The sequence below is a fragment of the Trinickia camelliae genome (assembly GCF_053525655.1).
Genome location: NZ_JBCHAA010000019.1, coordinates 57259 through 70775 on the forward strand (window position 1 = coordinate 57259; position 13517 = coordinate 70775).

Consider the following 13517-nt stretch of genomic DNA (forward strand, 5'->3'; position numbering starts at 1 on the left):
CTAGTGAGACCCGGAACCGCAATGGAAAACGCCACCACCACCCTCCCGCGATCGGCAGCGCCGCCTGCCGAGAAGGTCACGTACGCGGCGCGCAATGCTCTGTACTGGCGACGGAACCTGATCATCTGTGTGTTCGGCTCCTTCACGACGCTGGTCAGCTTGAGCATGCTGCTGCCGTTTTTGCCGCTCTATGTGCAGCAGCTCGGCGTCACTTCGACATCCGCGGTCGTGCAATGGTCGGGCGTGGCGTTTGGCGTGACGTTCCTGGGCACGGCGCTTACCGCGCCGATCTGGGGGCAATTGGCTGACCGCTATGGACGCAAGCCGATGCTGGTTCGCGCAGCGGTCGGCATGGCGGTCGTGATGTCGACGATCGGTCTCGCGCACAACGTCTACGAACTCGTGGCCTTGCGATTCGCAGCAGGCTTGATCGGCGGATACGCATCGGCCGCGATCGTGATGATCGGTACGCAGGCGCCGCCCGAGCGGTCCGGCTGGGCGCTGGGCGTGCTTTCGACAGGCGTGCTTGCGGGCAATCTCGTCGGCCCGCTGATCGGCGGCGTGCTGCCGAATCTGATCGGCATTCGCGGTGCGTTCTTCGCCGCCGGCGGGATGATCGCAGTGGCCGCGATCCTGACGGTCGCGCTGGTTCGCGAAGACTTCAGCTCGCGGCCGGAGCCCAAGGCGAAGCAAGCGCAAGCGGCCGCATCCGGCGGCAAGCGCAATTACGCAGCGCTCGCGGCGTTGCTCGTCACGGCGACGATGGTGCTGCTGTCGAACATGTCGATCGAGCCGATCATCACGGTCTATATCGGTCAGTTGGGCGTGGCGCACAACCGGCTGGCGACGATCGCCGGCATCGTGATGGCGTGCTCGGCGTTCGGCAGCATGTTGATGGCGGCGCGCCTTGGCGCACTGGCCGATCGTATCGGCGGCTGGAACGTCATCATCGGCTGTCTCGTGGCGACGGGTCTCGTGATGATTCCGCAGGCATTCGTGACCGAATGGTGGCAACTCGCCGCGCTGCGCGGGTTGATGGGCATGACGCTGGCGGGTTTGTTGCCGTCGATCGCCAAGCTCGTGCGCCATGCCGTGCACGAGCGCGAATCGGGAAAGATGCTGGGATATCTGCAGTCGTCGCAATACGCCGGGCAGGTGATCGGTCCGCTGATCGGCGGTGCGATCGGAGTGCACTTCGGCATGCGCTACGTGTTCTTCGTGACGGGTGCGCTCTTGGTTGCCTGCGCCGTGCTCGACAAGTGGGCCAAGCAAAAAGCGGAGACGGCGACGGCGGCTTGAACGGCTGCTTGACGCTTCGATATCAATCGCCCCGCCTTGACGCTGCTCGATATGAGCCGCCAAGGCGGGGCGATGCGTTTACCGGGGAATATCTTCGCTTTTTGCGGGCGTGTCGAAATGCGCTTCGAGCATCGGCACGCCAATCAGCGCGCCGTGAATGCCGATCACGCTGACGATCTCCAGAACCTCCATGATCTCGCCTTGCGTGGCGCCGTGACGAAGCGCGTTGCGCATGTGCGTCTTGATGCCGGGCTTGTATAGATGCGTTGCCGCGGCGTCGAGTGCGCAGAGCACGAGCTCCTTCACCTTGGGATCGAGATGGCCCGCGCGCCACGGGATCGCGGAAAACGCCGCATAGGCTTCGAAGAAATCCGGGTCGAGATCGAGCAGCGCCTCCCATGATCGTTCCCAATAGCCTTGCTCCTCGATGAATCGTTGCTTGAGCGCTTGACGTCGCTCGTCGAGCATCGAGACATTAAAGGTTAGCCCTTCCTCGTCGAGCACTTCGAGGAGAATCGGCACACCGGCATTGGATGCGTGAATACCGACTGTGCTCGTCAATTCGAGCACCTCCATCAGTTCTTCGCGGCTGGCGCCGAAATCGATCGCGGCCTTCAGATGCATGGCGATACCCGGCGAGAACAGATGAGTCGATGAGGCGTTCACCGCGATATAGATGAATTCCTTGACCTTGTTCTCCAGGTGGTTGTGCTTGAGCGGCACCACCGACATCTGCAGGTAGCCGTTCAGGAACTCGCAATCCATTCGCAAGAGGCTTTCCCATTGCGGGGCCCAGGTGTTCCTAAGCCGGATGAATTCATCTTTGATGGCTTGCTGTCTTGCAGTGAGCGGCATGATCGGCTCCGTCGGGGCGAAGGGAAGAACGACGCGAGGGCGCCGTCTCGCGACGGGCGCCCTGGCTATCGGTGTGGGGGCTTGCGGCGATCAGGCGGCGACGAGCGTCGGGGCCTTGCGCCGGAGTGCTTCGGGGGCTGTTGCGATCGATTCCGCGCGCGGCGTGACGCTATCTCGGCGGAAGAACTCGGTGCAAAAATCCACGAAGGTCCTGAACCGTGCTGGAAGCAGCTCTCGATGCGAATAGAACAAACAGATTTCGACATTGCCGTCCGGCGTCGAGCAGCCGGGCAGCACCGGGATCAAATGCCCCTTCGCAACGTCTTCGCGAACCATCGCTTCGGGCAGCTCCGCGATACCGGTGCCCGTTAGCGCTGCCGCGCGCAGGAGCACTTCATTGCCGTCCATCGATGACATTGGAATGACCTTCACCGGCTCGCCGTTTTCAAGCAGCTCGATGAAGTGAGTGCCGCGCTGCCGCGAGTGAGGCGGCAGCAACAAGAAATGCGCGGAGAGGTCGGCTGCGCGTGCCGGCATGCCGTAGTTGCCTAGATAGCCAGGAGCGGCGACCAGCACCCTCGCGGACTTCGACAAGCTTCTGCGGATCACCGCCGATTGCTCCACTTGATGAGGCGGGAGAATCGCCATGTCGAAGTGTCCGTCGTAGAGATTGACCGCACCCTCTTGCACGGAAACCATGACGTTCACGTTTGGCGCGATCGCTCGATAATTCGACAAAAACTTCGAGAACGTCTCGCTGACCAGCATGGGGTGGACCACGAGGCGCAGCTTGCCGCTATCGACCTCTCGTTCTTGCTTTATTCGGCGGTTCGCCTCATCGAGTTCCTCGAGCAGCCTGCAGCAGCTCAGGTAATACGACTGCGCTTCCTCGGTCAGCGTGACTGAACGCGTCGTGCGGTGAAGCACGCGGGTTTGGATGGCGGCTTCGAGCTTGGCGATGGCTTTCGAAATGGACCCGGTCGTGACGCCCAGCGAGGCAGCAGCCTTGCTAAAGCTGCGCAGCCTCGCTGCGGTGACGAACGCTCTCAGTATGTAAAGCTGATCCATCTCTCACCTCGACTCCGATTGTTGCCTGACTGCGATGCAGTCACTTTAGCAACAGAGTGAAAGGTGAATGCGCGGTTTGTTTCGATAGGGCTATCACTGAAATTGATAGCGCGCGGCCGCGGTCTGTCCAACTGAGTATGTAACGCGGGCTTGATGGACCGTCAACGGCATGGCAGAAAAATGGCACGGAAGTGACTGATAATTCGGATAACGAATTTCACTGAAGACTGTGAATTTTGGTAAATAGATTTTTGAGTGTTTGGGGCTTAATCCTGGGGAAAACCCTAACTAGAATCTAATCACCGCCGCGAAAACTGATTCACGGCACAACTTGGATTCTTGGAGAAAGTCATGAAAACACTCATCGCCTCTGTTGCTATCGCTGCCGCTTGCTCGCTTTCCGCAACGGCGTTTGCGCAATCGAACGGATCGGATAACGGTTCGCAAGCGCTGACCGTCGCGGCGCAGTCGGCGTCAACAAATAGCGACCGCCAAAGCAGCCATCGCTGGTATTCCTTCCTGCGTCATGGCGCGAATCGAAACGCGGGTCGTGACAATGCATGCGTCGGCCCGGCCAGCTTCTGCAATGTGTATTTCGGCAGCTAATTTTGGCAACTAAGCGTGATCGTCTATGGACGATTCTGAAAATGCAAGGGGCGCGTCAGCACCCCTCGCAATGCTGTTAGGCCGTTCCTTGAATGCGCGGATCAAAATCGAACTCGAGACGGATACCGCCTGGTTCATAGACCATCGTGTGCCGCTTGGGTCCATCGCCAAGATTCTCCGGCGCGAACTCGACCTTGACGCCTGGCCACTGCGACACTTGCGCAAAGATTTCGTTGAGCGCTTCTTCAGAACCGACGCGCAACGCGAGGTGATGCAAGCCGACGTTCGTCTTGCGGTCGAACTCGACGCGTTGATCCTGATTCTTGACTTCCCAAAGCGTCAGCACGACGTGCCCATCCGACACGAAAGCCGCCGGATAGGCGGGGCGCTCGCCGACCTGCTTCCAGCCCAGGCAATTGACGAAGAAGTCGCGAGTGAGGCCCAGATCACGCACGCTCAGTCCGATATGGTCGAGGCCAAGCGTTAGCGGTTTAGCGGTCATTTTCAAGTTCTCCAATTCGGTGACGGCGGTAGGGGTATGCGCGACCGTCCTCAATCAGCCAACAATGCTTCCACCGATCGACGCTTACCCGCCCGCCATGCGAAGCATAGACTTAATTCACTGTTTCAGTCCGGCGAGATTGTTGACGCTCATTCAACTATTTAGCGCGAGTGAACGCGAACAGGCAGCCGCGATGCCTCAGCTCGTGGCTGCGCTATCTCGCAGGCTGCCGTTCCATCCGCCTGGGTGGTGGCCAGATGAAATTTCCTCTTTGTCGTTGTGTTGGGCGGAGTGAGTTTCCGTTCAAAGCGGGAGGCGCTACTTCGCTGCTCGCTGTTTGCGAAACTCGTCGACGGGCAGTCCACCCCAGCCCCAGTTTTCTTTTTCCACCTCTTCAATGACGACAAAGGTGGCTTCGACCGGCTTGTTCAGTACGTCGCGCAGCAGATGACTCACGCCCTTGATGAGCTGAGCCTTTTCGTCTGCGGTCACCGAGTCGGCGCCGGGCTTGGTTCCCTCGCGGGTAACTTGAATCGTGACAATCGGCATTTCGCGCTCCTTGAAACGCGATGAACGAATGGAGCGCCGGCGAGCGGCGCTCCGCGTGGAGTGCTTAGTGGCCGGCGCTCTGACCGCCGTCGACGTGCAGGATTTCGCCCGTCACGAACGGTGCGGTATCCAGATACACGATGGCGTTCACGATATCGCTCATCTCGCCCATGTGGCCCATCGGATGCAGCGCGCCGAGCGCAGCGTGCGTTTCTTCAGGGTGCATCGGCGACTTGATGATGCCCGGCGCGACGGCATTCGCGCGGATCCCGCGCTTGGCGTACTCGATCGCGAGCGAGCGCGTCGCGGCCGCGATGCCGCCCTTCGTCAGCGAAGCCAGAACCGACGGCACGCCGTCGACCGCGTGATCGACCAGCGTCGTCGTGATGTTGACCACGTGGCCGCTCTTGTTCTTCTCCATCTCGGCGACGGCGAGCTGCGTGACGTAGAAGAAGCCCGCGAGGTTCACGTTGGTAATCGCAGCGTAGTCTTCCGGCGTGTATTGCGTGAACGGCTTGGCGATGAAGATGCCGGCGTTGTTGACGAGCGTATCGACGCGGCCGAAGCGCTTGACGGCTTCCTCGACCACGCGGCGGGCCGTCGCCGGATCGCCGATGTCGCCTGCGACGGTCGCGAGGTTGGGATCGTCGGACGGCTTGATGCTGCGCGCGGTGGCGACGACGTTGTAGCCCAGCTTGCGGAATGCCTTGACCGTTTCCGCGCCGATACCTTGCGATGCACCCGTGACGATGGCGACTTTTTGCGAATTGCTCATATGAAACCTCGAAGTAAGTGAATTTAGCTTTGAATCTGCTCGGAGTGGCTGCTCCGATGGGTGCCAAATTTAGGCTTGTTCCCGCTGAGTACGAATACCCGGTAGGGACAAACAGTCTTGCGTCGATGTAACAAATGGGCGCGCCGCGCGCGATTAGAGTGCGATCACTGGGTCGCGCGATGTCCGCGTGATGCCCGCTAGCAATGATTGAAGGGATAACGAGGAGTTCGACGCGATGGACAAACCTGCACAACGCGTGTTCTTGATTACCGGCGCCAGTTCCGGCTTTGGCCGGGCATTTGCACAAGCCGCTTTGAGCGCGGGACACACGGTTATCGGCACCGTCAGAAGCGAAGCGGCCAAGGCGGAGTTCGACACGCTGCATGCGAGGCGCGCTCATGGCGTGATGCTCGACGTCACGGACTTCGCGTCAATCGATGAAGCGCTCAAGCAAGCGACGGCGCTGACCGGCCCTGTCGATGTGCTCATCAACAATGCTGGCTACGGTCACGAAGGCACGCTCGAAGAATCCCCGCTCGAAGAACTGGTCCAGCAGTTCAACGTCAACGTGTTCGGCGCCGTGGCGATGATCAAGGCCGTGCTGCCTTCGATGCGTGTGCGGCGCACGGGCCACATCATCAACATCACGTCGATGGCCGGGCTCACGACGTTTCCTGGCATCGCTTACTACAGCGGCAGCAAGTTCGCGCTCGAGGGTATTTCGGAAACGCTGGCGAAAGAAGTGCGCGGCTTCGGCATCAAGGTCACGGCGGTCGCGCCGGGTGCGTTTCGCACCGATTGGGCGGGCCGCTCGATGGTGCGAACCGAGCGCAGCATCGAGGACTACGACGCCCTGTTTGCACCGATCCGCCGCGCTCGCCGAGCCAAAGACGGCAAGCAGGCCGGCGACCCGGCCAAGGCCGCGCAAGCGCTGCTCGATATCGTCGAGCACGACAATCCGCCGGTTCACCTGCTGCTCGGCAACGATGCGCTAAGCGTCGTCAGGGAAAAACTGGCCACGCTGACGGCGGAAATCGACGCGTGGGAAACGGTTTCGAAATCGACCGACTTTTCCTGAGCGCGTCTCCGTTCTCATGTCCCTCCTACATAGGAAACCCTTCGGCGAAGTGTTCGCGAAGGTAAGCGACGAAGAGCCCGACCGCACGTGGCACGTGCGACGTATAGGGGCGCAGGATGTAGAGCTGCTCCGCGAACGTACCGGTGACGCGCCATTCGGGCAACAGTACGACCAGCTTGCCGGCCTTGACGGCCGCTTGCGCTGTGAAATCCGGCAACAGGGCGATGCCGAGGTCGTCGAGCGCCGCATCGCGCAGCGCTTCGCTGTTGTTGGCGGAAAATTGTCCGTTGATCGGCAGCGAGACGGCTGTCGCGGCGGATTTTCGCGCGGCTCTGCGCTCGAACGACCACATCGGTGCGCCCGTCGAGCGGGGATAGAACAGACAGTCGTGCGCCAACAGGTCCTGCGGAATGTCCGGCGTGCCGCGCTTGCGCAGATACGCACGCGTCGCAACGATCACCGATTGGGTTTCGCAGAGCTTCCAGGCGACGTGCGTATCGGGCGCGGCGGCGCTGTGGCGAATCGCCAGATCGAAGCCTTCCTGCGCGAGGGAAATCAGTCTGTCGGAGACTTCGAGTTGAACGCGAACCTCGGGATTCGTCCGAAGAAAACCGGAGAGCCGTGGCAGCAACTGTTGCCGCGCGAACGCGACGGGCGCGGTGACGCGCACGAGCCCGCGCGCCACGCCCGCCGATTCCCGCACGCTCGCAAAGCTCGCCGCGATTTGCTCGTACTGGCCGCGCGTGTTGTCGACGAGCCGCTGCCCAGCCTCCGTGAGCCGGACGCTGCGGGTGGTGCGCTGCACCAGCGAAATCCCGGCGGCGCGCTCCAGCTCGGTGATGCGCTGGCTCACGGCTGCCTTGCTGACGCCCAGGCGCGCCGCCGTGGCCGTATAGCTGCCTTGCTCGGCGAGCATGGCGAGCCAGTGCAGATGCGTCCAGAGTCCTTCGATCTTTTGGGTATCCATACACTCATTGTTCATTCGGCTAAACAATGAGTTCAATGTTAGCGTCTTTCCAGCGAGGCCGCCGCTTTCTACACTGCGTACATCATCCATTTACGCAAAGGAGACGGCATGCAAGCCTATAACGACAGCGCGGACGTCGTGCATTTCATCCAAGGTCAGCGTGTGACGGGCAGCGGCACTCGCAGCCAGCCCGTGTTCAACCCCGCGACCGGTGCACGCGCCCGCAAGCTGGTTCTGGGCGAAGCGGCGGATGTCGACGCGGCGGTGGCCAGCGCCAAGGCCGCGTTTCCGAAGTGGAGCGATACGCCGCCGATCAAGCGCGCGCGCGTCATGCTGCGTTTCCTCGAATTGATGAACAAGCACGCCGATGAACTCGCCGCCATCATCACGGCCGAGCATGGCAAGGTGTTGTCCGATGCGCGCGGCGAAGTCGAGCGCGGCATCGACGTCATCGAGTTCGCGTGCGGCATTCCGCAACTGCTCAAGGGCGATTACACCGAACAGGTCTCGACGGGCATCGACAATTGGACGACGCGTCAGGCGCTCGGCGTCGTCGCGGGCATCACGCCGTTCAATTTCCCTTGCATGGTGCCGTGCTGGATGTTTCCGGTCGCGATTGCGGCAGGCAACGCGTTTATTCTGAAGCCGAGCGAGCGCGATCCGTCGGCGTCGCTGTTCATGGCCGACCTGCTCAAGCAAGCGGGCCTGCCCGACGGCATCTTCAACGTGGTGCAAGGCGACAAGGTCGTCGTCGACGCGCTGCTCGAACATCCTGACGTCAAAGCGGTCAGCTTCGTCGGCTCGACGCCGATCGCCAACTACATCTACGAAACGGGCGCGAAGCACGGCAAGCGCGTGCAGGCGCTCGGCGGCGCGAAGAACCATATGGTCGTGATGCCGGACGCCGATCTCGACAAGGCCGTCGATGCATTGGTCGGCGCCGCTTACGGTTCAGCAGGCGAGCGCTGCATGGCGATTTCGGTCGCGCTGCTCGTCGGCGACGTGGCCGACAAGCTCATTCCGAAGCTCGCCGAGCGTGCCCGCAATCTGGTCGTCAAGAACGGCATGGAAGGCGACGCCGAAATGGGCCCGGTCGTCACGCGTCAAGCGCTGGAGCGCATCGAAGGCTATGTCGCGGAAGGCGTGAAGGAAGGCGCGACGCTCGTCGTCGACGGCCGCGGCTTGAAGGTGCCGGGTCACGAAGATGGCTTCTTTACCGGCGGCACGCTGTTCGACAACGTCACGCCCGACATGCGCATCTACAAGGAAGAGATCTTCGGCCCGGTGCTCTCGTGCGTGCGCGTCAAGGATTTCTCCGAAGCGATCGATCTGATCAATGCGCACGAATTCGGCAATGGCGTCGCGTGCTTCACGCGCGACGGTCACATCGCACGTGAATTCGGCCGACGCATCGAAGTGGGTATGGTCGGCATCAACGTGCCGATCCCTGTGCCGATGGCGTGGCACGGCTTCGGCGGCTGGAAGCGCAGCCTGTTCGGCGATACGCATGCCTACGGCGAAGAGGGCGTGCGCTTCTATACGAAGCAGAAGTCGATCATGCAGCGCTGGCCCGAGAGCATCGAGAAGGGCGCGGAGTTCGCCATGCCGACGGCGAAGTAAGGTCGCACTGAGTGTTTGGGCTGGGCGGCACGAAGGTCGCCCAGCGCATTGGTGCGGAGCGTCAACTTGCGTTGCATGCCTTGATGTAGCCCGGCAACGCGTCGATGCCGGCTACGACCTGGTCCGGAACCTGGCCAAGTTCCTCGAATACGTTGCCGGTGCGATTCACCCAGCAGACTCGATAGCCGAACTGATGCGCGCCCGACGCATCCCACGAGTTCGACGACACAAACAGAATTTCTGAGCGATCGAACCCGAGTTCGTCTTCTCCAAGCTCATACACCTTGTGGTGCGGTTTATAGACCTTGACGCTATCCGCGCTAAGCAGATGCGTGAAGCGCTCCTCCAAGCCCGAATGGCTGACCACGCTGCGGATCGATTGCACGGATCCGTTCGACAGAATCGCAAGAGGCAATCCCATCGACTGAAGCTCGGCGAGGGCGGCAGGCACCTCGGGATGCGGCTCGAGTTTCAGATACGCATCGCACAGTGCGGCGCGCGTGTCGTCGTCGAGCGGCAGCTTCAGATATTTGCACGCGAAGACGAGGGCGTCCTCGGTTAGCGCCTCGAACGGGGCGTATTCCCCCATGAGCGTGCGCAGCCACGTGTACTCGAGATTCTTCTGGCGCCAGAGAGCGCTGATTTCTTTTCCGCTCCCAGGGAAGAACCCGTCGCAGCGCGCGGCGACCGAGTGCACGTCATAGAGCGTTCCATACATGTCGAAAGCGATGCCTTTGATGGCGGTCATTTGACTACTCCACAGAAAGTACGATCAAGCTCGTGCCGCATAGCGCACGACGCAACGACAGCATAGAACTTAAGCGCTCACAACGTGGCGCCGCTTTGTTTCTAGAACGACAAAACACTTCGTCTTCAAATGGCCTTTTCCCACAGGTAAAGACTGTTTTTCCAGCTGACCGGTTGACCGCTCAATCACGAAAAAAGAACAATCTCATCAGGATGATCTCTGAGAGAGAACCCGATCGAGAGCAACATGGATTTCTCATCGCTGGAAATTTTTTGCGCCGTCGCTGCGGAAGAGAGCATCACGCGAGCGGCTCACCATCTCGCGCGCGTTCAGTCGAACGTGACGACGCGCGTCAAGCAGCTCGAACAAGAGCTGCGGGTCGAGCTGTTTTCGCGGGAAGGCAGGCGCATGACGTTGACGCCCAACGGACGCCGGATGCTCGTATATGCGCAGCGTTTGCTCGCGCTGGCTGAAGAGGCGCGCGAGGCGATGAGCCCGGATCAGCCCATCGGCGTGCTGCGTATCGGCGCGTTGGAAAGCACGGCGGCGACGCGCTTGCCTTCGTTGCTTTCTGTCTTCCACAGCCGCTGGCCGCAGGTCGAACTGGAGATCTCGATCGGCACGTCGCGTTCGCTCATCGACGACGTATTGATGAGCCGCCTGGACTGCGCGTTTGTGGCCGACGCGGGCTTGGGGCGCTTTCCAGGCGACGGCGCCGGCGGCGGCTTTGTCGAGCACAGCGGTTTGAGCACAATTCGCGCTTGCACGGAAGACATGCTGTTGGTGCTGCCGCCCAACCATCCCCCCATCAAACATCCGGAGGACATTCAGATCAGGACGCTGGCCGCCTTTGCGAAAGGGTGCAGCTATCGAAGCGTGCTCGAGCGGTGGCTCGGCATCACGGATGGGGAGCACGAGACCGGTTGGAAGCTGATGGAGCTCACGTCTTATCACACGATGCTTGCCTGCGTGGCCGCGGGATCGTGTTTCGCGTTGTGTCCGAAGTCGGTCTTGGAGTTGCAGCGTCCGCCATTGCATGTCCGGACCCAGCCGATCGAGACCGTCGATACCTATCTGATCGCGCGCTCGGCGTACAGTAGCGGTGCGTACGAGGCGCTGCTTCGAGCCGTCGACACCCGGATTCGCGTGACGCGCGAAGACGGCACCGCTCGTTAGCCGCATCGTGAACAACAACATCGGATGGGGCGAAACGGCCATGCAGCGTCAATTCGAAGATCTCGTTCTGGGCAGCATCGAACTGTTCTGTCTGGCGGCGGAAGTCGAAAGTTTCACGCTCGCGGCCAACGCGGCGGGCGTCACACCGGCCGCCGTCAGCCGGGCGGTGGCGCGCCTCGAAGAGCGGCTCGGCGCGCGGCTTTTCGTGCGAACCACACGGCAGATTCGCCTGACCGATTTGGGCAAGCGCTACTTCGAGCAGTGCCGGCAGGCGCTGGCCCAGCTCTCGGATGCGGAGCGCGAAGCGACCGGTCAGCAAACCACGCCTGCCGGCCTGCTGCGCATCAGCATGCCGACGCCATACGGCCACTACCGTGTCTTGCCGATCCTCAGCGACTTTCGCGCGCGCTTTCCCGAGGTCAAGGTGGCCACGCACCTGAGCAATCGCAACATCGACTTCGCCGAAGAGGGATACGACCTCGCGATCCGTGGGCGCGCGCCGCGCGATTCCGGCCTCATTGCACGCAAGCTCGAAGACGCGGAGATCGTCGTGGTCGCCGCGCCCGCCTATTTGCGGCAAGCCGGCAAGCTCGAAACGCCCGACGACCTCGCTCATCACGATTGCATCCAGTTCGAGTTGCCGAGCACCGGGCGCAATTTGCCTTGGACGTTCAAGCGCGACGGCGAATCGGTCGAACTGGTCACCAACGGTGGCTATGGGTCATCGGGCGATGCGCTTGCCGGCGTGACGCTCGCGCGTAATGGCGCAGGCGTTTTTCAGACCTATCGCTTCATCGTCGAGAAAGACATCGTGGACGGCACGCTCAAGGTCGTGCTGCCTTCTTATGGCGGCTGCTCGCGGCCGTTCTACTTGCTTTATCCGCACGGCCGGCATTTGTCGTCGCGCGTGCGCAGCTTCGTGGACTTCCTGATGCTGAAACTCGAGGCGTAGCGCGAGTGCGACGCCACCCCGACGCCACTCATTTGAAGAGGAACCGACATGACTCACCCGACAGACAACCGAACGCTGCTGCCGCTGTTGCATTTGCTGGGCATTGAAAAGCCGATCATCCAGGCGCCGATGGCGGGCGTCAGCACCCCTAAGCTGGCCGCTGCCGTATCGAACGCGGGCGGGCTCGGCTCGCTTGGCGTCGGCGCGACGAACGCCGAAGGCACGCGCAAGTTCATCAAGGACACGCGCGCGCTGACGTCGAGGCCCTTCAACATCAACTTCTTCTGCCATAGCCCGGCGATGTCGAACGAAGCGGTCGAGCGCCAGTGGCTGCAATGGCTCGCGCCGCACTTCGCGAAGTACGGCGCGACGCCGCCCGCTTCGCTGTGGGAGATCTACACGAGCTTCCTCGCGGACCCGGATTCGGTCGAGGTGTTGCTCGAAGAAAAGCCGGCCGTGGTCAGCTTCCACTTCGGCTTGCCGACCGCCGAGGTGATCGCCGATCTGAAGCAGGCCGGCATCAAGCTGCTGGGCGCGGCGACCAATCTCGACGAGGCGGCGCGCGTTGCCGATGCCGGTCTTCACGCGATCATCGCGCAGGGCATCGAGGCGGGCGGCCATCGGGGCGTGTTCAATCCCGATGCGATCGACGACCGCTTGGGCACCTTTGCGTTAACACGTCTTATCGTCAAAGAGTTTCCGCTTCCTGTCATCGCCGCGGGCGGCATCATGGACGGCGCGGGCATTGCCGCGGCGCTCGCGCTCGGCGCACAAGCGGCGCAACTCGGCACGGCGTTCGTGGCTTGCCCGGAAACGTCGATCGACGACGGCTATCGCCGCACGCTGCTAAGCGATTCGGCGCGCCACACGACGTTCACCGCGGCCATTTCCGGGCGCGTCGCACGCGGCATGGTCAACAAGTTCACCGAACTCGGCAGCGAGGCAAACGCGCCGGAGGTGCCCGACTATCCGATCGCCTATGACGCAGGCAAGGCGCTGCACGCGGCCGCCAAGGCGAAGGGCGAATTCGGCTACGGCGCGCAGTGGGCGGGGCAGGCTGCGGCGCTCGCGCGGTCTCTGCCTGCGGCCGAGCTCGTCGCGCAGCTCGAGCGCGAGTTGAAGGAGAGCGTGGGGCAACTGCAGCAGCTTGCGGGCTGAAGCGTTTCGCTCGATCGCGATCCGGGCACACGGGTCGTGACGGAATAAATCCGGATTCGCGATCGTTTACTGCTCACCCGAAGTTCGCGCACGGGGCTATCGTGCTCCGTCGGCGCTGCGCGATGCGAGTTCTCTCGCAGGGTGACGCATGCCCGCCGCTTGGC

General features: G+C 61.9%; 14 protein-coding genes. 7 read left to right on the forward strand and 7 right to left on the reverse strand.

The genetic code is table 11. The features are described 5' to 3' along the window. Positions 1-21: 21 nt before the first annotated feature. A complete protein-coding gene (locus AAHK20_RS27260) occupies positions 22-1299 on the forward strand; it encodes an MFS transporter (protein ID WP_449184598.1) in 1278 nt (425 codons plus the stop codon). Between the two features lie 78 nt (positions 1300-1377). On the opposite strand, the gene AAHK20_RS27265 is transcribed toward AAHK20_RS27260, so the two are convergent. Next, positions 1378-2154 carry a carboxymuconolactone decarboxylase family protein gene (locus AAHK20_RS27265; RefSeq protein WP_449184599.1) on the reverse strand — a complete coding sequence of 259 codons (777 nt, stop codon included), beginning with the start codon at positions 2152-2154 and terminating at the stop codon, positions 1378-1380. Between the two features lie 90 nt (positions 2155-2244). Then, positions 2245-3222: a LysR family transcriptional regulator gene (locus tag AAHK20_RS27270; RefSeq protein ID WP_449184600.1), complete on the reverse strand. Its 978-nt coding sequence runs from the start codon at positions 3220-3222 to the stop codon at positions 2245-2247. Positions 3223-3573: 351 nt separating this feature from the next. Here AAHK20_RS27270 and AAHK20_RS27275 point away from each other — a divergent pair, with 351 nt between their 5' ends. Then, positions 3574-3828: a hypothetical protein gene (locus AAHK20_RS27275; protein ID WP_449184601.1), complete on the forward strand. Its 255-nt coding sequence runs from the start codon at positions 3574-3576 to the stop codon at positions 3826-3828. A 76-nt stretch (positions 3829-3904) separates the two neighbouring features. On the opposite strand, the gene AAHK20_RS27280 is transcribed toward AAHK20_RS27275, so the two are convergent. The 3 genes from AAHK20_RS27280 to AAHK20_RS27290 all read right to left on the reverse strand — a co-directional run bounded on the left by AAHK20_RS27280 (position 3905) and on the right by AAHK20_RS27290 (position 5654). Then, positions 3905-4330, reverse strand: coding sequence for a VOC family protein (locus AAHK20_RS27280; RefSeq protein WP_449184602.1), 426 nt, complete (start codon positions 4328-4330; stop codon positions 3905-3907). Positions 4331-4648: 318 nt separating this feature from the next. Beyond that, complete coding sequence (locus tag AAHK20_RS27285) at positions 4649-4879, reverse strand: tautomerase family protein (protein WP_449184603.1); 231 nt, start codon at positions 4877-4879, stop codon at positions 4649-4651. 64 nt (positions 4880-4943) lie between these two features. Beyond that, on the reverse strand, positions 4944-5654 hold the full coding sequence (locus AAHK20_RS27290) for an SDR family NAD(P)-dependent oxidoreductase (RefSeq protein ID WP_449184604.1): 711 nt from the start codon (positions 5652-5654) through the stop codon (positions 4944-4946). Positions 5655-5889: 235 nt separating this feature from the next. On the opposite strand from AAHK20_RS27290, the gene AAHK20_RS27295 reads away from it, so the two are divergent. Further along, a complete protein-coding gene (locus AAHK20_RS27295) occupies positions 5890-6732 on the forward strand; it encodes an oxidoreductase (protein WP_449184605.1) in 843 nt (280 codons plus the stop codon). Positions 6733-6757: 25 nt separating this feature from the next. Here AAHK20_RS27295 and AAHK20_RS27300 read toward each other — a convergent pair whose 3' ends face one another. Continuing rightward, positions 6758-7699 carry a LysR family transcriptional regulator gene (locus AAHK20_RS27300; protein ID WP_449184606.1) on the reverse strand — a complete coding sequence of 314 codons (942 nt, stop codon included), beginning with the start codon at positions 7697-7699 and terminating at the stop codon, positions 6758-6760. Between the two features lie 108 nt (positions 7700-7807). Here AAHK20_RS27300 and AAHK20_RS27305 point away from each other — a divergent pair, with 108 nt between their 5' ends. Then, on the forward strand, positions 7808-9319 hold the full coding sequence (locus tag AAHK20_RS27305) for a CoA-acylating methylmalonate-semialdehyde dehydrogenase (RefSeq protein WP_449184607.1): 1512 nt from the start codon (positions 7808-7810) through the stop codon (positions 9317-9319). A gap of 61 nt (positions 9320-9380) precedes the next feature. Here the strand turns inward: AAHK20_RS27305 and AAHK20_RS27310 are convergent, their stop codons facing one another. Next, positions 9381-10067: a haloacid dehalogenase type II gene (locus tag AAHK20_RS27310; RefSeq protein ID WP_449184608.1), complete on the reverse strand. Its 687-nt coding sequence runs from the start codon at positions 10065-10067 to the stop codon at positions 9381-9383. Between the two features lie 246 nt (positions 10068-10313). Here AAHK20_RS27310 and AAHK20_RS27315 point away from each other — a divergent pair, with 246 nt between their 5' ends. The 3 genes from AAHK20_RS27315 to AAHK20_RS27325 are packed head-to-tail and all read left to right on the forward strand — an operon-like array spanning position 10314 to position 13353. Further along, a complete protein-coding gene (locus AAHK20_RS27315) occupies positions 10314-11243 on the forward strand; it encodes a LysR substrate-binding domain-containing protein (RefSeq protein ID WP_449184609.1) in 930 nt (309 codons plus the stop codon). Between the two features lie 40 nt (positions 11244-11283). Next, entirely contained in the window at positions 11284-12195 is a 912-nt protein-coding gene (locus tag AAHK20_RS27320) for a LysR family transcriptional regulator (RefSeq protein WP_449184693.1), read from the forward strand. Between the two features lie 48 nt (positions 12196-12243). Beyond that, positions 12244-13353: an NAD(P)H-dependent flavin oxidoreductase gene (locus AAHK20_RS27325; RefSeq protein WP_449184610.1), complete on the forward strand. Its 1110-nt coding sequence runs from the start codon at positions 12244-12246 to the stop codon at positions 13351-13353. Positions 13354-13517 lie beyond the last annotated feature (164 nt).